This window comes from Kitasatospora sp. NPDC091207 (assembly GCF_044768625.1).
Taxonomy (GTDB): domain Bacteria; phylum Actinomycetota; class Actinomycetes; order Streptomycetales; family Streptomycetaceae; genus Kitasatospora.
This window is the reverse complement of sequence record NZ_JBIVVS010000003.1, coordinates 464466-485409: the sequence shown is the minus strand read 5'-3', so window position 1 is coordinate 485409 and position 20944 is coordinate 464466. Positions and strand designations below refer to the sequence as shown.

Here is a 20944-nt window from a genome sequence, read left to right as displayed (position 1 = left end):
CCTCGCCGACTGCTTCCCCGCCCTCGACTACTTCGAGAACAGCGGCCTGCCCTTCGTCGTCGCCCTCAACGGCTTCGACGGCCACCAGCCCCACACCGGCGACGAAGTCCGCGAAGCCCTCCAACTCGGCCCCGACACCCCCGTCATCACCCTCGACGCCCGACGACGCGACAGCGCCAAGAGCGCCCTCATCACCCTCGTCGAACACGCCCTCCTCGCCCGCCTGCGGTGAACGAGGCGGCCGCCGGAACGACGCGGCCCACGGACCCGGGGGTCCGTGGGCCGCGTCGTCGCGGGGCTCACCCGGCGGACGGCTCCAGGCCGGCCCGCAGCAGACCGTAGGTGTAGGCGTCGTCCAGGGCCACCCAGGACGCGGCGATCACGTTGTCGGCCACGCCGACCGTGAACCAGTTGGTGGTGCCGTCGGTGGACTCGATCAGCACCCGGGTCTTGGAGCCGGTGCCGTGCTGGCCCTCCAGGATGCGGACCTTGTAGTCGACCAGTTCCAGCTTGGCCAGCTGCGGGTAGCTCCGCTCCAGCGCGGTGCGCAGCGCCTTGTCCAGCGCGTCGACCGGACCGTTGCCCTCGCCGGTGGCGATCCGGCGCTCGCCCTCGGCCCAGAGCTTGACGGTCGCCTCGTTGCCGGCGAAGCCGTTGGGCCCCTGCTCGCTGATGGTCCGCCAGGACTCCAGCGTGAAGAAGCGCTCGCGGCTGCCGCGCACCTCGTCGCGGAGCAGCAGCTCGAAGGAGGCGTCGGCGGACTCGTAGGTGTAGCCGAGGTTCTCCTGCTCCTTGACCTTGGCGACCACCCGGCCGGCGAGGTCCCGGTCGCTGGAGAGGTCGTAGCCGAGTTCCTTGCCCTTGAGCTCGACCGAGGCGCGGCCGGCCATGTCGGAGACCAGCATCCGCATCGTGTTGCCGACCGTCTCCGGGTCGATGTGCTGGTACAGGTCCGGGTCGACCTTGATCGCGGAGGCGTGCAGGCCGGCCTTGTGGGCGAAGGCGGAGTGGCCGACGTACGGCTGGTGCGTGGAGGGGGTCAGGTTGACCACCTCGGCGACGGCGTGCGAGATCCGGGTCATCTCGGCCAGGCTGCCGGGCGGCAGCACCCGCCGGTCGTACTTGATCTCCAGCGCGCCGACCACCGGGAACAGGTTGGCGTTGCCGACCCGCTCGCCGTAGCCGTTGGCGGTGCACTGCACGTGGGTGGCGCCGGCGTCCACCGCGGCCAGCGTGTTGGCGACGGCGCAGCCGGTGTCGTCCTGGGCGTGGATGCCGATCCGGGCCTGCGGCTTGTAGGTCCGGCAGTCGGCCAGGACGTCGGCGACGATGTCGCGGACGCCGGCCGGCAGCATCCCGCCGTTGGTGTCGCAGAGCACCACCACGTCGGCGCCGGCCTCGTGCGCGGCGCGGACCACCGCCAGGGCGTAGGGCCGGTTGGCCCGGTAGCCGTCGAAGAAGTGCTCGCAGTCGATGAACACCCGGCGGTCCTGGGCGCGCAGGTACGCCACGCTGTCCCGGATCATCTCCAGGTTCTCGTCCAGCGTGGTGCGCAGCGCCAGTTCGACGTGCCGGTCGTGGGCCTTGGCGACCAGGGTGACCACCGGGGCGCCGGAGGTCACCAGGGCGGCCAGCTGCGGGTCCTCGGCGGCCTTCCCGCCGGCCCGCCGGGTGGCGCCGAACGCGACCAGCTGGGCGTGCCGGAGGTCCAGCTCGGCGGCCGCCCGGGCGAAGAACTCGGTGTCCCGCGGGTTGGCGCCGGGCCAACCGCCCTCGATGAAGCCGACCCCGAACTCGTCCAGGTACCGGGCAATGGTCAGCTTGTCGGCCACCGTGAGGTTGATGCCCTCGCGCTGCGCGCCGTCGCGCAGGGTGGTGTCGAAGACGTGGAAGCTGTCGTCGGTGCGGTTGCTGGCCTGGGTCATGGCCCTGGGTCTCCGTTCCGGGAGGTTGGTACTGCTCTGCCGGGTCTGATCCGGCTCCACTGTCCAGCATCCCGCGCGCGCCCGGTGTCCCTCGGCCCCTTGTGGGGGCTCCGGCCGGTCCGGGGGTGTGCCGTTCGGGCTGGGCCCGAAAAGCAAAAGACCTCTCGCGGGTGCGAGAGGTCTGCGCGCGGGTCTGGACGCTGGTGGTCACTCCGCTTCGGGTACTGCGGAGCGGTCACTGCGGACCGGCGCGCCTGCTGCTAATAATCAGCGAAAGCGAGGACACGCTCGCAGTGTGGCACACCCGCCGGGCTCCGGCCCGGCCGTCTCGCGATCCGAAACGGCGCAGGCCGGAGGCGGTGCCGAATCAGACGATCTTGTGCAGCCAGCCGTGGGTGTCGGGGCGCTGGCCGCCCTGGATGGCCAGCAGCGCCCGGCGCAGCTCCATGGTGGTCGGGCCCGGCTCGCCGGCGCCGACGGTCCAGTCCCCGCCGCGGGACTTGACCGAGCCGACCGGGGTGATGACGGCGGCGGTGCCGCACGCGAAGACCTCGGTGAGGGTGCCGTCCGCGTTGCCCCGCTTCCACTCGTCGGTGGAGATCTTCCGCTCCTCGACGGCGTAGCCGAGGTCGGTGGCGAGCTGGAGCAGCGAGTCGCGGGTGATGCCGGGCAGCAGCGCGCCGGAGAGCTCGGGGGTGACGATCTTCGCGTCCTCGCCCTCGCCGAAGACGAAGTACAGGTTCATCCCGCCCATCTCCTCGATCCACCGGTGCTCGGCGGCGTCGAGCCAGACCACCTGGTCGCAGCCCTTGGCCGCGGCCTCGGCCTGGGCGACCAGCGAGGCCGCGTAGTTGCCCGCGCACTTGGCGGCGCCGGTGCCGCCCGGCGCCGCGCGGACGTAGTCCTCGGACAGCCAGACCGAGACCGGCTTGACGCCGCCGGAGAAGTAGGCGCCGGCCGGCGAGGCGATGATCATGAAGAGGTAGGAGTTGGCCGGGCGCACGCCCAGGCCGACCTCGGTGGCGAACATGAAGGGCCGCAGGTAGAGGCTCTGCTCCGGCTGGTTCGGGACCCAGCCCTGCTCCTGCTGCACCAGGTGCTCGACGGCCTCGACGAAGGTCTCGACCGGCAGCTCCGGCATCGCCAGGCGGCGGGCGGAGGCCTGGAAGCGGGCGGCGTTGGCCTCCGGGCGGAAGGTCGCGATCGAGCCGTCGGCCTGGCGGTAGGCCTTGAGGCCCTCGAAGATCGACTGACCGTAGTGCAGCGTCATGTTCGCCGGGTCGATCTCCAGCGGCGCGTACGGCGCCAGCTGGGCGTCGTGCCAGCCCAGGCCCTCGGTCCAGCGGATGGTGACCATGTGGTCGGTGAAGATCCGCCCGAAGCCGGGGTTGGCCAGCCGGGCCTCTCGCTCCGCGTCGGACAGCGGGTGCGCGGAGGGCTTGAGGTCGAACGTGATGGGCGCCTGGGTGGGCGTGCTCATGGCTGTGTGTCCTTCACCGTGGGGTTGGTCCGGGCCGCCTCCGTCGGGTGAACGTTTCGGCGAACGAACGCACGACGGCACGGCCCACTGTCGATACTCGCATCCAGAGGGCCGTGCCGAACAGCCGCCGACCCATCGAGGAGTCGGCCACCGCGGTTGTGCGCTTGTGCGCCCCGGCCCCTTCGGCCGGAACACCGCTCGTCGGATCCGGCCTCCCGGCCGGATCCCGTGTGTCGGATCCGGCCCGTTACCCCGCTACTCGGGCGACGAGCGCGTCGCCGACCTGGGAGGTGGTCCGGGTGCCGGTGCGCTCGGTCAGGTCCGCGGCGACCGCGGCCTCGACCGCGGCGGCCTCGGCGGCGAAGCCGAGGTGGTCCAGCAGCATGGCGACCGACAGCACCGTGGCGGTCGGGTCGGCCTTGCCCTGGCCCGCGATGTCCGGGGCGGAGCCGTGCACGGGCTCGAACATCGACGGGAAGTCGCCGCTCGGGTTGATGTTGCCGCTGGCGGCCAGGCCGATCCCGCCGGTGACGGCGGCGGCCAGGTCGGTCAGGATGTCGCCGAAGAGGTTGTCGGTGACGATCACGTCGAAGCGCTCGGGCTGGGTGACGAAGAAGATGGTCGCCGCGTCGACGTGCAGGTAGTCGGTGGTGACCTCGGGGAACTCCCGGCCGACCTGCTCGAAGATCCGCGTCCACAGGTGGCCGGCGTGCACCAGCACGTTGTTCTTGTGGACGAGGGTGAGCTTCTTGCGCGGCCGCGCCTGGGCCCGGCGGTAGGCGTCCCGGACGACCCGCTCGATGCCGAAGGCGGTGTTCAGGCTGACCTCGGTGGCCACCTCGTGCGCGGTCCCGGTGCGCAGCGTGCCGCCGTTGCCGACGTACGGGCCCTCGGTGCCCTCGCGGACGACCACGAAGTCGATCTCGGGGTCACCGGCCAGCGGCGACTTCACACCGGGGAAGAGCCGGCCCGGCCGCAGGTTGATGTGGTGGTCGAAGGCGAACCGCAGCTTCAGCAGCAGCCCGCGCTCCAGCACGCCCGACGGGACGCTCGGGTCGCCGATGGCGCCGAGCAGGATCGCGTCGTGGGACTTCAGCTCCTCCAGCACGCCGTCCGGCAGCGTCTCGCCGGTGCGGTGGTAGCGCCGGGCGCCGAGGTCGTACTCGGTGGTCTCCAGCTTCACGTCGGCGGGCAGCGCCGCGCCAAGGACCTTGAGGCCTTCGGCCACCACTTCCTGGCCGATGCCGTCACCGGGAACTACTGCGAGACGAATGGTGCGAGACATGGTCGGACCCTACTCCGCCGTCCCAGGGGGTGACACCTCGCGTCCACTATCCGGACGCACGGTCAGGTGAGGTCGAGGTCGAGCGGGAACGGCCGTTCGAGCTTCAGCTGCTTGTGGTGGATCCCGGTCAACCCGTAGGACAGGGTGGCCGGATCGAGCTCGTAGGTGTGCACGACCGGACGGCCCTCACCGTCGTCCTCCACGCGCCAGAAGTGCGGGATGCCGGCGGCCGCGTACTTGCGCGGCTTGACCTGCCGGTCGCGCTCCCGGGACTCCTCGGAGACCACCTCGACGACGAGCAGGACGTCGCCGGCCTCGCAGGACGTGCGCCTGGAGTCGGTGTTGGCGCGTTCGTCCACCACGAGCAGGTCTGGCTCGGGCCGGTTCCGCGGGTTCAGCCTCACCGTCACCTCCCTCCACGCGAGCCACCCCGCCGGCACGGCGTCGTCGAGTGCCCGTTCCAACCGCTTGAGCGTCGCCATGTGGAACAGCGTCTGCGGACTCACGAAGATCAGGCTCCCGTCGAGCAGCTCGGTGTGCGGCGGGAGATCCGGCAGTCGGTCGAGGTCCTCGGCGGTGTACCCCTCCGCCGGAGGACGGAGCCAGTCCGGGTACGACTCGATGGTCATGATTCCTCCCATGCGGGCATCCTGACGGGCCTTCTCAGGCTACTCGGCCGGGTCCGCCCGCAGGTCCCTCCCACGAGGGAGCGCGTGAGACACCGCTCGCGCCGGGGGCGCGCCTATGCTCACGGGCATCCGATCGGACATTGATCGCAGAACGGGGCAGATCGCCATGGGTACGCGGTGGCCGGAGGTACGGGTCTGCGGGGTGGCCGGGGGCGCGACCGCGGCCGGGTACGCGCTCGCCGCCGGGCTGCGCGGCACCTGGCCGCCCGGATCGGAGCAGACGGCGGTCCCGTTCCACGCCCAGCTCTGGGACCTGGCGCACGGACAGGCCTCCGGGGACCTTCTGTTCAACTGGAACAGCGGGTACGGGGCGCCGTTCCTGGCGGACTTCTTCGCCTACCTGATGAACCCGTTCTCCTGGCCGACCGTCCTGCTGCCCCGCGACCGGGGACAGCTCGCGGTCTTCCTGGTCGCCCTGCTCAGCATCGGCCTGGGCACCGCCCTGATGGCCCACGTGCTGGGCCGGCTGCACACCGGGCCGCGGTGGCTGCGGGCGGTCGCCGCCGTCGGCTACGGGCTCTGTGCCTGGGTGCCGACCGTCGGCGGGGCGGCCCCGATGTGGCTCTGGGGGCTGGTCTCGCTGCCGCTGCTCGTGCTGGCCGGCGACTGGTGCCTGCACGAGCGGCGCTGGGTGGCCGGCACCCTGTGCGTCACCCTCGCCTGGGCGGGCAACCTCTACACCGCCGCGATGGCCACCATCACGGCCGGCCTGGTGCTGGCGGTACGGCTGGCGGCCGTCCGGCGGCCGTTCAAGACCGTGGTCCGGGTGACCGGGCGGGCGGTCACCGCGGCCGGCGCCGGGGTCCTGCTCGCCGCGCCGGTGCTGTTCGTCGCCGTCCGGGCCGCCCAGGACGCCCAGCCGGAGTCCCCCGTCCAGCCGCTCGGCCCGTCCGGGCTGGGCGGGCACCTCGCCCAGCTGCTGCCGGGCGCCCCGACCGGACACCCGCTGCCGGACGTCTCGATCGGCCTGCTGGGCCTGCTGCTGGTGGCCGGGCTGCCGTTCAACCGGCGGGTGCGGGCCCGGGAGCGGATCGTCTGGTGCGGGCTGCTGGCGCTGGTGGTGCTGAGCTTCGTCTGGACGCCCACCGTGCTGGTCTGGCACGGCCTGGCCATCCCGGCCGGCGGCCCGTACCGGGTGGCCTTCGTGCTCAGCGGGCTGCTGGTGCTGACCGGCTGGGTCTCGCTGGCGCACCGGCCGGACGGGCTCACGCTGCTCGGCGGCGGCGCGCTGGTCCTCCTGGTGGCCGGACTCGCGGCCGGGCAGCACTCGGTCCGGGTGTCCACCTGGCTGCTGCTCGCGCTGGGCGGCACGGTCCTGCTCGCCGCGCTGTGGACGCTGGAGCGCCGGCACACCGACCGGCGGGCGGGCGCCGCCGCCACCGCCGTCCTGGGCGGCGCGGTGCTCGGCGGGGCGGTCTGGTCGGCCTACGCCGCGCTGGGCGTCCCGGCCGCCGGGGCGCCCTCCGCCGCCGCCGTCCGGGCCGGTCACGCGGCGCTGCAGCGGGCCGCCGACTGGCCGCGGGCCCGGAGCGACCCGGGGCCGCACGCCTTCACCCCGAACGACCCGCTGCTGCTCGACGGCCAGGGCGGCGGCTACTCCAGCGGCTATCTGCCCACCGTCACCGCCCTGCTGCTGCACGACCTGGGCGCCGGCTGGTCGGCCGGCGGCCGGCTGACGCAGAGCGTCACCGACCCGGTCGGGAGGGCGCTGTTCGCCGTCCGGACCCACCTGGCCGACGGGCCGCCGCCGGACGGCTTCACGGTGGTCCGCTCCGCCGCTCCCCCGCTGGTCACCGTGCTCCCGGCGGGCGCCGCCCCGGACACCTCCTCGGTCTGGTCCCGACAGGAGTCGCTGCTCGGCGGCCCGGTCTACGACATCCCCGGGCCCGTCCCGGCCGGCGGCCCGGCACCGGCGGAGCACGGCAGCAGCGGCTGGTCGGTCCCCGCCACCCCGGACGGCACGGACGGCACCGCGTTCACCGCGGCCTGCACCCCGGGCGGCACCGCGTTCTTCCACGGGGTCTGGTTCAACGGCACCGTGAGCGGCCTCGGCACGACGTACCGCGCCGACGGCGAGCAGCCGACCACCGCCGTGCCGATCCACGAGCTCGGACCGGTGCCCGCCGACGGCGTGGTGCGGGTGGTGCTGCACGCGGACGCCGTCAGTCAGGTCCCGGCCCGGCCGATCGGCTGCCTGCGCCCCGGCGCGCTGGCCGCCGCCCTCGCCCGGCTCACCGCGACCGGCGCCGGCCCGGTCACGGCCGGCGGGCACACCCTGACGGCCGCCCTCCCGCCCGGCGGCACGGGGACGGCGCTGCTCTCCGTCCCGGCCGCCACCGGCTGGACCTGCGCGGCCGGCGCGGGCGGGTTCGCACCGCCGCGCGCCGTCCTGGGCATGATCGGCGTCCCGCTCGGCGCCGGCGCGGACCGGATCACCTGCTCGTTCCGCCCGCCGGGCCTGCGCGAGGGCCTCATTCTCGCGCTGGCCTCGGCCGCCGTCATCGCCCTGACCGCCGTCTTCGGCCGGCTGCGCCACCGGCCCACCCGCACACCGCGCCGCGTCCGCCGCGCCGCTGCCGGGGACGGGGGCGGGGACGGCGGGGACGGGTAGCGACGGCCCCGGAACACCGAAGGACCGCCGCACGGGCGGCGGTCCTTCGGTGTTCGACGGTCAGGCGGTCAGGCGGCCAGGCGGCCAGGCGGTCAGGGGAGGGTGAGGATCTGACCCCGCTGACCGTCCCGGTTGAAGTGATGGAGCAGGAGCAGCCGGGAGGTGTCCCCGTCGGCGCGGCGGACGTCGAGGACGGTGCCCGGCGGGAGCGCGGCGGCCACCGCGGTGGGCCCGCCGGGGCCGGTGCGGACGTCCACGGCGGGGTGCAGCACATCGACGGTGAGGGTGGGCCGGGTGCCGCGCAGACCGATCGCGGAGAGGGCCTCGGCCGGGTCGGGCTTCCCGGAGGTGGCGATGCCGGTCCAGACCCCGTAGCGGACCGTGCTGTGCCCGGGCCGCACTCCGGGCAGCGCGCTCAGCCGCACCGGCAGGACCACCACGTCGCTGTCCAGCAGCGCGGTGTCGGTGTCGCCCCAGCGGGCGTTCAGCGGCTGGACGTCCAGTTCGGCGCCGCTGCGGGCATCCACCGTCCGGGCGACCAGGACGTCGCTGCCGCGCTGCCGGTCGGCCTTGACGATGACGTCGGTGGCGCCGTCCCCGTCGGTGTCCAGCGAGGCCCGGACGGCGAGCAGGCCGACCGGGGTGGCGGCCGGGGCCCAGAGCTGCGCGCCGAGGTAGAGCACGCCCTGCCCGTCGGCGACGGCGGGCGCGTCGGAGGCCGCGCCGACCGCGCGCAGATTGGCCGCCCGGTCGCCGGGGCGCTCGACGCAGACGTCCTGCGGGGCCTGCGGTTCGGTGCTCTCCTCCGGGACGATGCCGGCCCCCGGTCCGACCGCCGCGCCGCTGTCGGGCGGGCAGTCGGGCCAGCGGGTGCCCTCGCCGCCCAGCGCGAAGGCGCTGAGCAGTCCGGGCTGCTCGGCCGGTGCCCGGGTGCCGCCGAGGACGACCAGGGCGCCGGCCCTCGTGGTCCGCACCGGCGCCGCCGCGCTCAGGTCCGAGGCCTGCCGGGGGGCGGCGAACAGCGGGACCCTCAGTTCGGGCAGCGCCGCGTCGGAGACGGGCGTGAGCAGCAGCCGGCCGGAGAGCTCGCCCCGGTAGCTGCGGGCCCGGCCGCCCTGGCTGGTGTCGACGGTCGGATCGGGCGCGCGCCCGAGCTGCCCCGGCACGGCGAGGGTGACCCGGACCCGGGCGGTGCCGCCGGCCGGCACCTCGACCCGGTCGGGCGCGATCTCGAAGCGGGCGCCGGGCAGTTCGGTGGCGGCCGCGTAGCCGGTGCGGTAGACCGCCGCGGTGCCGGAGAGGTTGCGGATCTCGACCTCGCGGACGGCGGTGAGCGGACCGGTGACGGCCACCGGGCCGAAGGAGACCCCGACGCTGCCCTCCACCGCGCCCTCGCCCGCCGCGTAGGCGACGGCGGGGGTCCGGACGGCGCGGTCGACCCGAACCCGCCCGGCGCCGGTGCGCTCGGGACCGTAGACCGGGCCGGTACCGCCGTCGCCGAGCCAGGTGTCCCCGGCGGTGTTCATCAGCGCGGCCTTGAGCTGCTCGACCGTCCAGTCCGGGTGGGCGGCGCGGACCAGTGCGGCCAGGCCCGCGACGTGCGGCGTGGCCATCGAGGTGCCGTCCTCGCGCTGGCCCCCGCCACCGCTGCCGGCCTTGGCGGACCAGATGGTCTCCCCCGGGGCAGCCAGGTCGGGCTTGACCACGCCGGGGACACCGATCCCGCGTGAGGTGAAGTCGGTGAGGGTGTCGGTGCGCTGCGGCTGGTCCTGGGCGACCACGCCGTGCAGCGGGTTGCCGGGAGTGGCCAGCCGGACCGCGACCGGGCCGGCCGCCGCGCCCGCGCGCAGCCGCTCCCCGTCGGCCCGGGCCAGCAGCACGAGCGGGACGCGGTCGTTGCCGGAGATCTCGGCGAGATGGTCGTCGTCGGCGGCGAGCAGGGCGCCGATCGCGCCCGCGTCGGCGGCGTGGTCGGCGCGCGGGCCTGAGCCGCAGGCCCGCTCGGACTCCCGGGTGCGCCAGGCCAGGACGGCGATCTTTCCGGCGAGCCGCTGCCGGTCGGCCTCGCCGAACGCCGTGCAGCCGTCCGACTGGTCGACGGGCAGGGCGAGTTCACCGCTCACCTCGGTGCTGGACCAGCCCCGGTAGCGGGCGCTCCAGTGGCCCGGGACGACCCCGGCGAGCGGTTCGGGCGCGAGCACGGTGAGGCCGTCGGCGTCACTGTGCGGGTCGACCGAGGCGGCGACGGCGACGGCCCGGGCGGCGGTGCCGGGGCTGCCGCCGATGCCGTAGACGTCGCCCTCGTTCCCGGCCGCCGCGACCACCGTGGTGCCCAGCTCGGAGAGGCGGTCGACCGCGATCGCGTCGGCGTCGTCGATGGAGCCGAAGCGGCTGCCGAGGGAGAGGTTGACGACGTCGAGCCGGTCGCCGAGGTCGCCGTCGCCGTCGGGGTCGGCGGCCACGTCGAGGGCCTGGGCGAGCTGGTCGGTGGAGCCGTCGCAGCCGAACACCCGGATCGCGTACAGCTGCGCGCCGGGCGCGGCGCCGGGGCCGACCGCGAAGCCGGCCGGGTCGAGTCCGGACCGGTAGGGGCCGGTGTAGGTGTGGCCGTCGGTGGTGACGCCGAAGCCGGCGGCGGTGCCGGCGACATGCGTGCCGTGGCCGTTGAGCGCGCAGTCGATCGGATTGTCGTCCGGGTGCGGGTCGGGCTGGTAGTTCGGGGAGGACGGGTCCGGGTTGTAGTCGTCGCCGACCAGGTCGCGGCCGCCGACCACCTTGGCGTTGGGGAAGAGTCCGGCAGGCGCCGGCTTGGCGCCGTCCACCGCCTTGAACGCCTCCTCGGTGCCGGGGCCGCCGAAGTCCGCGTGGGTGTAGTCGACCCCGCTGTCGACGATGCCGATCCGCACGCCCCGGCCGGTGTTGCCGGCTCCGGCGTCGCCGGCCGGGTCGGCCCAGACCTGCGGCGCACCGGTCAACGGCACGGAGTACGCGTTGTCCCGCCGCTTGCGCACGATCGGGTGGACGGCCCGGACACCCGGCAGCGCGCGCAGGGCGGGCAGCCGGTCGGCGGGCACGGTGACGGCGAGGCCGGCGAGCAGGGTGCGGGTGCGGTAGAGCTCCCGGGCGGTGGGGGCCGCGCCGCGGACGGCCCCGGCCAGCCGGTCGATCGCGCCGGACGCGCGGGCCCGCTGGCCGGCTCCGGCCCGCGCGGCCTCCTGGCGGACGGCCTCCGGGGAGCGCCTGGACCGCCGGGCGTCGGCGGCCGCCTGCCGCCAGGCGTGGCCGGCGGCCTCGGTGCCGAGCTCCAGCAGGACGGAGACCGGGCGGCCGGTGTCGGGCGGCGCGGCCGTCGGTGGACTGCCGACCGTCGGTGGGCTGCCGGCCGCCGGGGCGGCGGTGAGCAGGAACGGCCCGGCCAGCAGGGCCAGGGTGAGGCCGATCCGGGCGATCGGACGACGGACGGGTGACTGACGCACTGGGCCCTCTCCCCCCGGCAGGGGGACAGATCCGCACACCGTGCCGCTGACGCCCGCCCGCGCGGACGCCGATCACCCTTCCGGGGCCCCCAAATTAGGATGATCGCGCCGGACAGTGCGAGCAGCTTCCCTCCAACGGGCGCCAGGTGCACTCGGCGGAGTGACCCGGCGTCAGGCCGGCTGGCTCATTCGGCGGATGAACGCCACCACCCGTCTCAGGCCGGTCGGCCCAGCGACGCGAGGCCCGGCGGCGGAAGGCCCGCCGACGCGAGGCTCAGCGACGCGAGGCTCAGCGACGCGAGGCTCAGCGGCGGAAGGCTCAGAGGTGGCCGGTCACGCCGCCGTTGTCACGACGGTCCAGCGCGCGCTGCAGGGCGGCGGCGGCGAACGGAGGCCGCTCGGCCGCGCGACGACGGCGCGGCGCACGGGCGGTGGTGGCGGCGGGGGCGGGAGTGGCCTGGCGGTCGGCGATGGGGGGCATACCGGGCTCCTGGAAGCGAGTGCGCCGGGGAGGGGCGCAGAGGGTGGGAGAGGGGGGTGCCGCGCGAAGCGCGTCGCCAGAAGGGTCACGGCGGAGCGGGGAGCACACCGGGCGGGGATCGCCTGCCCACGGCGTACGGGCGCACACGGGCCGCACACCCTGGCTACAGGGGCGGCGCACCGTATGGCTCTTCCACGGTACGACCAGGGCCCGGCCCTGTCTGCACGAATACTTGGATTTCCTAGTATCTGAGACGGGCGTCACCCGGAGCGCCGCACCGGGCCCGGACACGACAGGGCCCGGACCACCGCCGCGCGGTGGTCCGGGCCCTGTCGGAACGGCTGCCGCGGCTCAGGCGCCCAGGTCGACCGAGCGGGCGAAGCGGGCGCCGATCTCGGCCGCGATCGCCGACAGCACCTCCTGCGGGATCTGGGTGTCCACGGTGAGGGAGGCGAGCGCGCCACTGCCGTCACGGGCCACCTGCATGCCGGCGATGTTGATGCCGGCGTCACCGAGGTGGCGGCCGAGGACGCCGACCACGCCCGGGCGGTCCTCGTACTTGAAGAACGCCATGTGGTCGGTGAGCGCCACGTCCACGTCGAAGGCGTCCACGCCGACGATCTTCTGGGTCTGCTTGGGACCGGCCAGGGTGCCGGAGATGGCGATCTCGCCGCCGTCCGCCAGGGTGCCGCGGACGGTGATCACGTTGCGGTGCTCGGCGCTCTCGCTGGAGGTGGTCAGGCGTACCTCGACACCGCGCTCCTGGGCGAACAGCGGGGCGTTGACGTAGGACACCGTCTCCGCCACCACGTCCTCGAACACGCCCTTCAGGGCGGACAGTTCGAGCACCTTCACGTCGTGCTGGGTGATCTCGCCGCGGACCTCGACATCGAGCCGGACGGCCACCTCGCCGGCCAGCGCGGTGAAGATCCGGCCGAGCCGCTCGGCCAGCGGCAGGCCCGGACGGACGTCCTCGGCGATCACGCCGCCCTGGACGTTGACGGCGTCCGGGACGAGCTCGCCGGCCAGCGCCAGCCGGACCGACTTGGCGACGGCGATGCCGGCCTTCTCCTGCGCCTCGTCGGTGGAGGCGCCCAGGTGCGGGGTGGCGACCACGTTGTCGAAGCCGAACAGCGGGGAGTCGGTGCACGGCTCCTTGGCGTAGACGTCCAGACCGGCGCCGGCCACCCGGCCGTCGCGCAGGGCGCTCGCCAGCGCGGCCTCGTCCACGATGCCACCGCGGGCGGCGTTGACGATGCGCACGGTCGGCTTGACCTTGTGCAGGGCCTCGTCGCCGATCAGGCCGATGGTCTCCGGGGTCTTCGGGAGGTGGACGGTGATGAAGTCGGAGATCTCCAGCAGCTCTTCCAGCGAGACGAGCTTGACGCCCATCTGCGCGGCGCGGGCGGCCTGGATGTAGGGGTCGTACGCGACGATCTGCATGCCGAACGCGGACATCCGCTGGGCGACCAGCACACCGATCCGGCCGAGGCCGACGACGCCGAGGACCTTCTCGCTCAGCTCGACACCGGTGTACTTGTTGCGCTTCCACTCGCCCTGCTTCAGGGCGGCGTTGGCCGGCGCGATGTTGCGGGCGACCGAGATCAGCAGGCCGCAGGCCAGCTCGGCGGCGGTGACGATGTTGGAGGTCGGCGCGTTGACGACCATCACGCCGGCCTTGGTGGCCGCGGACACGTCCACGTTGTCCAGGCCGACGCCGGCCCGGGCGACCACCTTCAGCTTGCGGGCGGCGGCCAGCGCCTCGGCGTCCACCTTGGTGGCGGAGCGGATCAGGATGGCGTCCACGTCGGCGATCGCGGTCAGCAGTTCGGTGCGGTCCGCGCCGTTGCAGTGGCGGATCTCGAAGTCGGGCCCGAGGGCGTCGACGGTCGCGGGGGACAGCTCTTCGGCGATCAGTACAACGGCGCTCTTGGTCACAGTGCTCACGACAGTGGTCCTTAACTGTCCGGTTCTCCCCGGCACGTAGGTGGCGTGGAAGGCGGGGGGAAGGTGGCATGCCGCGTAGGTAGACGCACGACGCTGTGGGCCTGACGCGCACTCGGAGTGTATCGACGGGCTGGGTACCAGGCTGCTCCCGTCCGGCGAAATCACCCGGACGGGAGCAGCCTAGTTGTACAAGGGCCCTTCAGAATTGGACAGCGCCAGAACGGGGCCCGGCCTGGAGGATCAGGCCTCTTCCTTGACCCAGCTCATCAGCTTGCGGAGCTTCTTGCCGGTGGACTCCAGCAGGTGGTCCTCGTCGGCCTTCTTGTACTCGTTGTACTTCGGCAGACCGGCCTTGTACTCGGCGATCCAGGTGTTGGCGAAGGTGCCGTCCTGGATCTCGGCGAGGACCTTCTTCATCTCGGCCTTGGTGGCGTCGGTGATGATGCGGGGGCCGGTGACGTAGTCGCCCCACTCGGCGGTCTCGGAGACCGACCAGCGCATCTTCTCCAGGCCGCCCTCGTACATCAGGTCGACGATGAGCTTCAGCTCGTGCAGGCACTCGAAGTAGGCGATCTCCGGCTGGTAGCCGGCCTCGACCAGGGTCTCGAACCCGGCCTTCACCAGGGCGGCGGTGCCACCGCAGAGGACGGCCTGCTCACCGAACAGGTCGGTCTCGGTCTCCTCGGTGAAGGTGGTCTTGATGACGCCGGCCTTGGTGGCGCCGATGCCCTTGGCGTAGGACAGCGCCAGGTCCAGCGCCTTGCCGGAGGCGTCCTGCTCGACGGCGACGATCGCGGGGACACCGCGACCCTCCTCGTACTGGCGGCGGACCAGGTGGCCCGGGCCCTTCGGGGCGACCATGCAGACGTCGACGTCGGCCGGCGGCTTGATGAAGCCGTAACGGATGTTCAGGCCGTGGCCGAAGAACAGGGCGTCGCCCGCCTTCAGGTGCGGCTCGATGGACTCGGCGTAGACGTCGGACTGGATGGGGTCCGGCACCAGGATCATGATGACGTCGGCCTCGGCCGCCGCCTCGGCCGGGGTGACGACGCGCAGGCCGGCCTCCTCCGCCTTGGCACGGGACTTCGAGTCCGCCTTCAGGCCGACCCGGACGTCGGCACCCGAGTCGCGCAGGGACAGCGCGTGGGCGTGGCCCTGGCTGCCGTAGCCGATGACCGCGACCTTGCGGCCCTGGATGATGGACAGGTCGGCGTCGTCTTCGTAGAACAGCTCGGCCACGGGGGCACATCTCCTTGCGTGATGGTCTTGCCGGGTACTTTCCTACGGTACGTGCACCCGGCAGGGGTGTGGGGCAGTGCTTCAGGGGGTGAGACGACCGCGCTACGCGCTGCGGTCGAGGGCGCGCAGCGAGCGGTCGGTGATGGAACGCGCGCCGCGCCCGATGGCGACCAGGCCGGACTGGACCAGTTCCTTGATGCCGTACGGCTCCAGCATCCGGAGCATGGCCTCCAGCTTGTCCGAGCTGCCGGTGGCCTCGACGGTCACCGCGTCGGGGGACACGTCGACCGTCTTGGCGCGGAACAACTGGACGATCTCGACGATCTGCGACCGTGTGTCGTTGTCGGCGCGGACCTTCACCAGGACCAGTTCCCGCTGGATCGCAGCGGTCTGGTCGAGCTCGACGATCTTTATCACGTTCACGAGCTTGTTGAGCTGCTTGGTGACCTGTTCCAGCGGGAGGTCCTCGACGTTGACCACGATGGTCATCCGGGAGATGTCCGGGTGTTCCGTCGGGCCGACGGCGAGGGAGTCGATGTTGAAGCCCCGACGGGAGAACAGCGAGGCGATGCGGGCGAGCACGCCGGGCTTGTTCTCGACCAGGACGGAGAGGGTGTGCTTGGACATGGGGTCTCTGTTCCCTTGGTCGTTCTGGAGGGGGCGTCAGTCGAGGTCGTCGCCGAAGTCGGGCCGGACGCCCTTGGCGAACTGGATCTCGTCGTTGCTGGTGCCGGCCGCGACCATCGGCCAGACCATCGCGTCCTGGTGGACGATGAAGTCGATGACGACCGGGCGGTCGTTGATCTCCATCGCCTGCTTGATCACCGCGTCCAGGTCCTCCGGGCGCTCGCAGCGCAGGCCGACGCAGCCCATCGCCTCGGAGAGCAGCACGAAGTCGGGGATCCGGGTGCCCTGGGCCGGCGGCTCGATGCCGTCGTGGCCCGGGCCGGAGTGCAGCACGGTGTTGGAGTAGCGCTGGTTGTAGAAGAGGGTCTGCCACTGGCGGACCATGCCCAGCGAACCGTTGTTGATGACCGCGACCTTGATCGGGATGTCGTTCAGCGCGCAGGTGACCAGTTCCTGATTGGTCATCTGGAAGCAGCCGTCACCGTCGATCGCCCAGACCGAGGCCTCCGGGCGGCCCGCCTTGGCCCCCATCGCGGCCGGCACGGCGTAGCCCATGGTCCCCGCGCCGCCCGAGTTGAGCCAGGTGGCCGGCTTCTCGAACTGGATGAACTGCGAGCTCCACATCTGGTGCTGGCCGACGCCCGCGGCGTAGATCGCCTCCGGGCCGACCAGCCGGCCGATCCGCTCGATGACCTGCTGCGGGGAGAGCTGCCCGGCCGGGGCCGGCTCATAGCCCAGCGGGTAGGTCTTCTTCCACTCGTTGAGCTTGACCCACCAGTCCGCGTAGTCGCTGCGGTGGCCGGCGTCGAACTCGGCCTGGACGGCGACGATCAGGTCGGCCAGCACCTCGCGGGCGTCGCCGACGATCGGCACGTCGGCCGGGCGGTTCTTGCCGATCTCGGCCGGGTCGATGTCGGCGTGGACGACCTTGGCGTAGGGGGCGAAGCTGTCCAGCTTGCCGGTGACGCGGTCGTCGAAGCGGGCGCCCAGGGTGAACAGCAGGTCCGACTTCTGCAGCGCGGTGACCGCCGGGACGGTGCCGTGCATGCCGGGCATGCCCAGGTGCTGCGGGTGGCTGTCGGGGAAGGCGCCGAGCGCCATCAGCGTGGTGACCACGGGGGCGCCGGTCAGCTCGGCGAGGATCCGCAGTTCGGCCGTGGCGTGCGCCTTGAGCACCCCGCCGCCGACGTACAGCACCGGGCGCTTGGCGCTCACCAGCAGCTTGGCGGCCTCGCGGATCTGCTTGGCGTGCGGCTTGGTGACCGGACGGTAGCCGGGCAGCGAGGTCTCGGCCGGCCAGCGGAAGGTGGTGGTGGCCTGCAGCGCGTCCTTGGCGATGTCGACCAGGACCGGGCCGGGGCGGCCGGTGGCGGCGATGTGGAACGCCTCGGAGATCACCCGGGGGATCTCGGACGGGTCGGTGACCAGGAAGTTGTGCTTGGTGATCGGCATCGTGATGCCGCAGATGTCCGCCTCCTGGAAGGCGTCGGTGCCGATCGCCTTGGAGGCGACCTGCCCGGTGATCGCCACCATCGGGACCGAGTCCATGTAGGCGTCGGCGATCGGGGTCACCAGGTTGGTCGCGCCCGGCCCCGAGGTGGCCATGCAGACCCCGACCTTGCCGGTGGCCTGGGCGTAACCGGTGGCGGCGTGGCCGGCGCCCTGCTCGTGACGGACCAGGATGTGGCGCACCTTGGTCGAGTCCATCAGCGGGTCGTACGCGGGAAGGATGGCCCCGCCCGGGATACCGAAGACGGTGTCCGCGCCCACGGCCTCCAGCGAGCGGATGAGCGACTGGGCGCCGGTCATGGTCTCGACGACGTGCTGGGGAGCGGGAGCGTGGGCGGCCGGGGTGTCCCCGCGGCGGGGGGATGCGGCGTGCTCGGTCATCTGCCTGTCTCTTCTCGGGTTTTGCCGACCCGGGTGGTTGCGGGCCCGGTGCCAGAGGGTGGTGGGGTCCCGCGTGTCGGGCCGATCGCCGGCTCTGCCCCAATCGTCCCTCTTCTCCCTCCGGAATCGGGGGGAATCGGGCGGCCGGGGCCAGTGGTCTTGCGGAGTGGAACAGCGTCAGTGCAACAAAAAACCCCTCGTGCCAAGGGCATGCGAGGGGTGGCGCGTCGGTCTGTCACAAGCGGGGCATGGCCCGCTCAGCCGACGCGCCCGCCAAGTACGAGAATTCGGGTGCGCATGGCAACGACCTTCCTCCCGTGCGGGGTCGACTGTCAAGCAGGTGGGATGACAGTCTCGCCATGCGGACCGTGTCCCGGACCGGCCACGGCCCGGTGTTCGGGCAGGTCGGAGGGGCTGTGGTGAGGTGCGACACGCCCTCCCCCGGACTCTCCGCGGCCACCCGTCCGGGTGTCGGCGGCCAGATACGCGCGCCGCGCGGAGAGCGAGCCGAGCGGCCTCGGCAGCGGGTACGCCCGGCGGGCCAGCGCCCGCCGCAGCCGGGTCTCGTCCAGCGGCGGGGCGAAGGCCGACCCCTGGCCCTGCCGGCAGCCCAACTCCTGCAGGACGGCGACCTGGCGCGGCAGGTCCACCCCCTCGGCGGCGGTGGCCAGACCGAGGTCCCGGCCGAGCCGCAGCGCGTGCCCGGCCAGCGTCCGGCCCAGCGCCGACTCACCGAGGTCCTGGACCAGCGTGCGGTCCAGTTTGAGGCTGTCGAACGGCAACCGGGCCAGCGCGCCCAGCGAGCCGTTGCCGGCGCCGTAGCCGGCCAGCGCGGTCGAGACACCGAGCCGGCGCAGCGCGGCGAGCCGCCGGCCCAGCTCGTCGGCCAGCGTGTCCGGGCCCATCCGGGCCACCTCGACCACCAGGTGGCCGGCCGGCAGCCCGGTGTCGCGCAGTGCCGCGACCACCGCCTCGTACATCCCGGGCGAACAGAGGCGCTGGACCGAGAGCCGCACCGACACCGGCACCGGGGCCGGCGCCGAGCGGGTCCTGGCCGGCGGCAGCCCGCGCCGCCGGGCGGCGGCCGTCACCGCCTCGTGGATCAGCCAGCGGGTGAAGCGGGTGGCCGCGTCGCCGTGCTCGGCCGAGCGCAGGAACTCGGCGGGGGTGAGCAGCAGCCCCTGTGCCGAACGCCAGCGGGCCTGGGCCTCGACGCCGGTGACGGCGCCGGTGGCGAGGTCCACCACCGGCTGGTGCAGCAGCGTGAAGCCGCCCTCGCGGACGGCCACCCGCAGCCGCTCCTCCAGTTCGGTCCGGCGCTCCAGATCGGCCCGCATGGCCGGGGTGTAGAGCACCACCCGGCCCTTGCCCTCGGACTTGGCCCGGTACATCGCGAGGTCGGCGTTGCGCATCAACTCGTCGGTGGCGGCCCGGGGGTCGGCGGCCGGTCCGCGTTCGGGGGTGCCGAAGGCGATGCCGATACTGGCCGCGACGCTGAGTTCGGCGCCGCCGATCCAGTACGGTTCGGAGAGGGCGATCCGCAGCCGCTCGGCGAGCTCCTGGACCTGCAGCCGGCCGAGCGGGCCGCAGACCAGCGCCGCGAACTCGTCCCCGCCGAACCGGGCGACGGTGTCCCCGCAGCGCACCGCGCCCTGCAGCCGGCGGGCGGCCTGCACCAGCAACTCGTCGCCGACCTGGTGGCCGGCGCTGTCGTTGACGGCCTTGAAGCCGTCCAGGTCGAGGAAGAGCACGGCGACCCCGGCGCCCGCCCCGCCCTGCTGGCCGCGGGCGGCGAGGGCGGTTCTCAGCCGCTGCGCGAACAGCGCCCGGTTGGGCAGGTCGGTGAGTGGGTCGTGGAACGCGTTGTGCTGCAACTGCGCCTGCAGTATCACGCGTTCGGTGACGTCGCGGCTGTTCAGGATCAGCCCGTCGCGGTACCGGTTGACGGTCGACTCGACGTGCAGCCACTCGCCGGCGCCGGAGCTGATCCGGCACTCCACCCGGGCCGCGGACGGCTCGGCCGCGGCGGGCGAGCGGTGCGCGGCGAGCCGGCCCCGGGCGAGGAAGCGGCGAACCTCCGCCAGCACCCGGTCCACGTCCTCGGGGTGGACGAGGTCCAGCAGGTTGCCGCCGACCAGTTCCTCCGGATCCCGCCCGTAGACGCCGAGCGCGGCCGGGGAGACGTAGGAGAGCACGCCGTTGGCACCGGCGATCATGATGACGTCGCTGGAACCCTGCACCAGGGAGCGGAAGTGCGCCTCCTTGTGGGCCAGCTCCTGCGCCAGCGAGAGGTTGTCCAGCAGCATCACCCCCTGCCGCAGGATCAGCGCCAGGCCGACGGTACAGGCCGCCGACGCCACCACCCGGTCCAGCGCCCGCCCGCCGAGGGCGTTGTAGAGGATCCCGGCGGTACAGACCGCGGCCGCCGCGTACGGGGTGAGCGCGCTGAAGGTGGTGGCCACCCGGCGGCGCGGCAGGCCGCCGACCGAGGGGTGCTCGCGCAGCGGCCGGCGCCAGCGCGGCGACCACGGCGCCCAGGCCAGCAGCAGGCTGCCGGCGAACCAGCCGGCGTCCAGCAGCTCCCCCGAGTGGTAGCTGCTGCGCAGGTCCGGGGAGGTGAAGAGGGCGTCGCAGAGCACCGTGACGGCGAGGCCGATCATCGCGGTGTGCACCGCGGCCCGGTTGCCGTCGCGGCCGCCGAAGCGCAGTCCGACCACCAGGCTGACCAGCAGGATGTCCAGCACCGGGTAGGCCAGGTTGAGGGCCAGCCGCAGCGGGGAGCCGTCCTCGCCGGCGGCGATCCGGCCGAGCGCCAGGCTCCAGCTGAGGGTGAACAGCGAACCGGCCACCAGCCAGCCGTCCAGCAGCAGGCAGAGCCAGCCGGCGGCGCTGCGCGGGCGCTGGGCGAGCACCAGCACACCGGTGATGGCCAGCGGGGCGAACAGCAGGAAGGCGTACTCGGCGAGCGTGTCCTGCGGCAGCGGGGTGCGCTCGACCAGCTCGTACCAGCCCCAGGTGCCGTTGCCGAACGAGACCATGAACGAGGAGAGGCCGAACAGCAGCCAGGCCGGGCGGGCGTGACCGCCGACCGTACAGCCGTACGCGAGGCAGGACAGCGCGGCGGCGAGGGCGGCCGCCGCCAGACCGAAGTCCCCCATGAAGACAGCGAGTTGGCGCGAACCCCAGCCGAGAGAGGCACCCAGCGCGTAGGCCAGGCAGAGGGCGCCGAGGACGGTGCCGGGCAGGCTTCGGCTGTACAGCAGGCGGCGGACCGGGCCGCGCCGGGCGGCCGCG

12 protein-coding genes and 1 pseudogene are annotated in these 20944 nt (G+C 73.6%); 2 read left to right on the top strand and 11 right to left on the bottom strand.

Annotated features, from left to right (window positions below; all coding sequences use genetic code 11):
- Nucleotides 1-232, top strand: a pseudogene (locus ACIQTO_RS09695) (ATP-binding protein); the annotation flags it as partial.
- Nucleotides 233-299: 67 nt separating this feature from the next.
- Here the strand turns inward: ACIQTO_RS09695 and cimA are convergent.
- From cimA to ACIQTO_RS09675, 4 genes are all read right to left on the bottom strand, one after another.
- The gene (gene cimA, locus ACIQTO_RS09690) at nt 300-1925 is read right to left on the bottom strand and encodes a citramalate synthase (protein WP_402385206.1); all 1626 of its coding nucleotides are present in this window, start codon (nt 1923-1925) and stop codon (nt 300-302) included.
- Between the two features lie 367 nt (nt 1926-2292).
- On the bottom strand, nt 2293-3405 hold the full coding sequence (locus tag ACIQTO_RS09685; protein ID WP_402385203.1) for a branched-chain amino acid aminotransferase: 1113 nt from the start codon (nt 3403-3405) through the stop codon (nt 2293-2295).
- A gap of 247 nt (nt 3406-3652) precedes the next feature.
- Nucleotides 3653-4690: a 3-isopropylmalate dehydrogenase gene (locus ACIQTO_RS09680; RefSeq protein WP_402385202.1), complete on the bottom strand. Its 1038-nt coding sequence runs from the start codon at nt 4688-4690 to the stop codon at nt 3653-3655.
- A 62-nt stretch (nt 4691-4752) separates the two neighbouring features.
- Entirely contained in the window at nt 4753-5331 is a 579-nt protein-coding gene (locus tag ACIQTO_RS09675; RefSeq protein ID WP_402385199.1) for a Uma2 family endonuclease, read from the bottom strand.
- A gap of 154 nt (nt 5332-5485) precedes the next feature.
- Here ACIQTO_RS09675 and ACIQTO_RS09670 point away from each other — a divergent pair, with 154 nt between their 5' ends.
- The gene (locus tag ACIQTO_RS09670; protein WP_402385197.1) at nt 5486-7990 is read left to right on the top strand and encodes a YfhO family protein; all 2505 of its coding nucleotides are present in this window, start codon (nt 5486-5488) and stop codon (nt 7988-7990) included.
- 92 nt (nt 7991-8082) lie between these two features.
- On the opposite strand, the gene ACIQTO_RS09665 is transcribed toward ACIQTO_RS09670, so the two are convergent.
- The 7 genes from ACIQTO_RS09665 to ACIQTO_RS09635 form a co-directional block, all read right to left on the bottom strand.
- A complete protein-coding gene (locus tag ACIQTO_RS09665; protein WP_402385195.1) occupies nt 8083-11466 on the bottom strand; it encodes a S8 family serine peptidase in 3384 nt (1127 codons plus the stop codon).
- Between the two features lie 319 nt (nt 11467-11785).
- Nucleotides 11786-11947 (bottom strand): hypothetical protein, encoded by a 162-nt coding sequence (locus tag ACIQTO_RS09660; RefSeq protein ID WP_402385192.1) that lies wholly within the window; start codon nt 11945-11947, stop codon nt 11786-11788.
- Between the two features lie 351 nt (nt 11948-12298).
- Nucleotides 12299-13885, bottom strand: coding sequence for a phosphoglycerate dehydrogenase (serA, locus tag ACIQTO_RS09655; protein WP_402385267.1), 1587 nt, complete (start codon nt 13883-13885; stop codon nt 12299-12301).
- Nucleotides 13886-14134: 249 nt separating this feature from the next.
- Nucleotides 14135-15133 carry a ketol-acid reductoisomerase gene (gene ilvC, locus ACIQTO_RS09650; protein ID WP_402385189.1) on the bottom strand — a complete coding sequence of 333 codons (999 nt, stop codon included), beginning with the start codon at nt 15131-15133 and terminating at the stop codon, nt 14135-14137.
- Between the two features lie 102 nt (nt 15134-15235).
- A complete protein-coding gene (gene ilvN, locus ACIQTO_RS09645) occupies nt 15236-15760 on the bottom strand; it encodes an acetolactate synthase small subunit (protein ID WP_402385186.1) in 525 nt (174 codons plus the stop codon).
- A gap of 36 nt (nt 15761-15796) precedes the next feature.
- Nucleotides 15797-17650 (bottom strand): acetolactate synthase large subunit, encoded by a 1854-nt coding sequence (locus ACIQTO_RS09640; RefSeq protein ID WP_402385183.1) that lies wholly within the window; start codon nt 17648-17650, stop codon nt 15797-15799.
- A 332-nt stretch (nt 17651-17982) separates the two neighbouring features.
- The gene (locus ACIQTO_RS09635) at nt 17983-20913 is read right to left on the bottom strand and encodes a putative bifunctional diguanylate cyclase/phosphodiesterase (RefSeq protein ID WP_402385264.1); all 2931 of its coding nucleotides are present in this window, start codon (nt 20911-20913) and stop codon (nt 17983-17985) included.
- Nucleotides 20914-20944: the final 31 nt, after the last annotated feature.

What these genes read in the sequence shown, in the direction of transcription:
- ACIQTO_RS09675 (WP_402385199.1), bottom strand. Translation starts at nt 5,331, where the DNA reads ATGGGAGGAATCATGACCATCGAGTCGTACCCGGACTGGCTCCGTCCT.
- cimA (WP_402385206.1), bottom strand. Translation starts at nt 1,925, where the DNA reads ATGACCCAGGCCAGCAACCGCACCGACGACAGCTTCCACGTCTTCGAC.
- ilvN (WP_402385186.1), bottom strand. Translation starts at nt 15,760, where the DNA reads ATGTCCAAGCACACCCTCTCCGTCCTGGTCGAGAACAAGCCCGGCGTG.
- ACIQTO_RS09685 (WP_402385203.1), bottom strand. Translation starts at nt 3,405, where the DNA reads ATGAGCACGCCCACCCAGGCGCCCATCACGTTCGACCTCAAGCCCTCC.
- ACIQTO_RS09670 (WP_402385197.1), top strand. Translation starts at nt 5,486, where the DNA reads ATGGGTACGCGGTGGCCGGAGGTACGGGTCTGCGGGGTGGCCGGGGGC.
- ACIQTO_RS09680 (WP_402385202.1), bottom strand. Translation starts at nt 4,690, where the DNA reads ATGTCTCGCACCATTCGTCTCGCAGTAGTTCCCGGTGACGGCATCGGC.
- ACIQTO_RS09660 (WP_402385192.1), bottom strand. Translation starts at nt 11,947, where the DNA reads ATGCCCCCCATCGCCGACCGCCAGGCCACTCCCGCCCCCGCCGCCACC.
- ACIQTO_RS09640 (WP_402385183.1), bottom strand. Translation starts at nt 17,650, where the DNA reads ATGACCGAGCACGCCGCATCCCCCCGCCGCGGGGACACCCCGGCCGCC.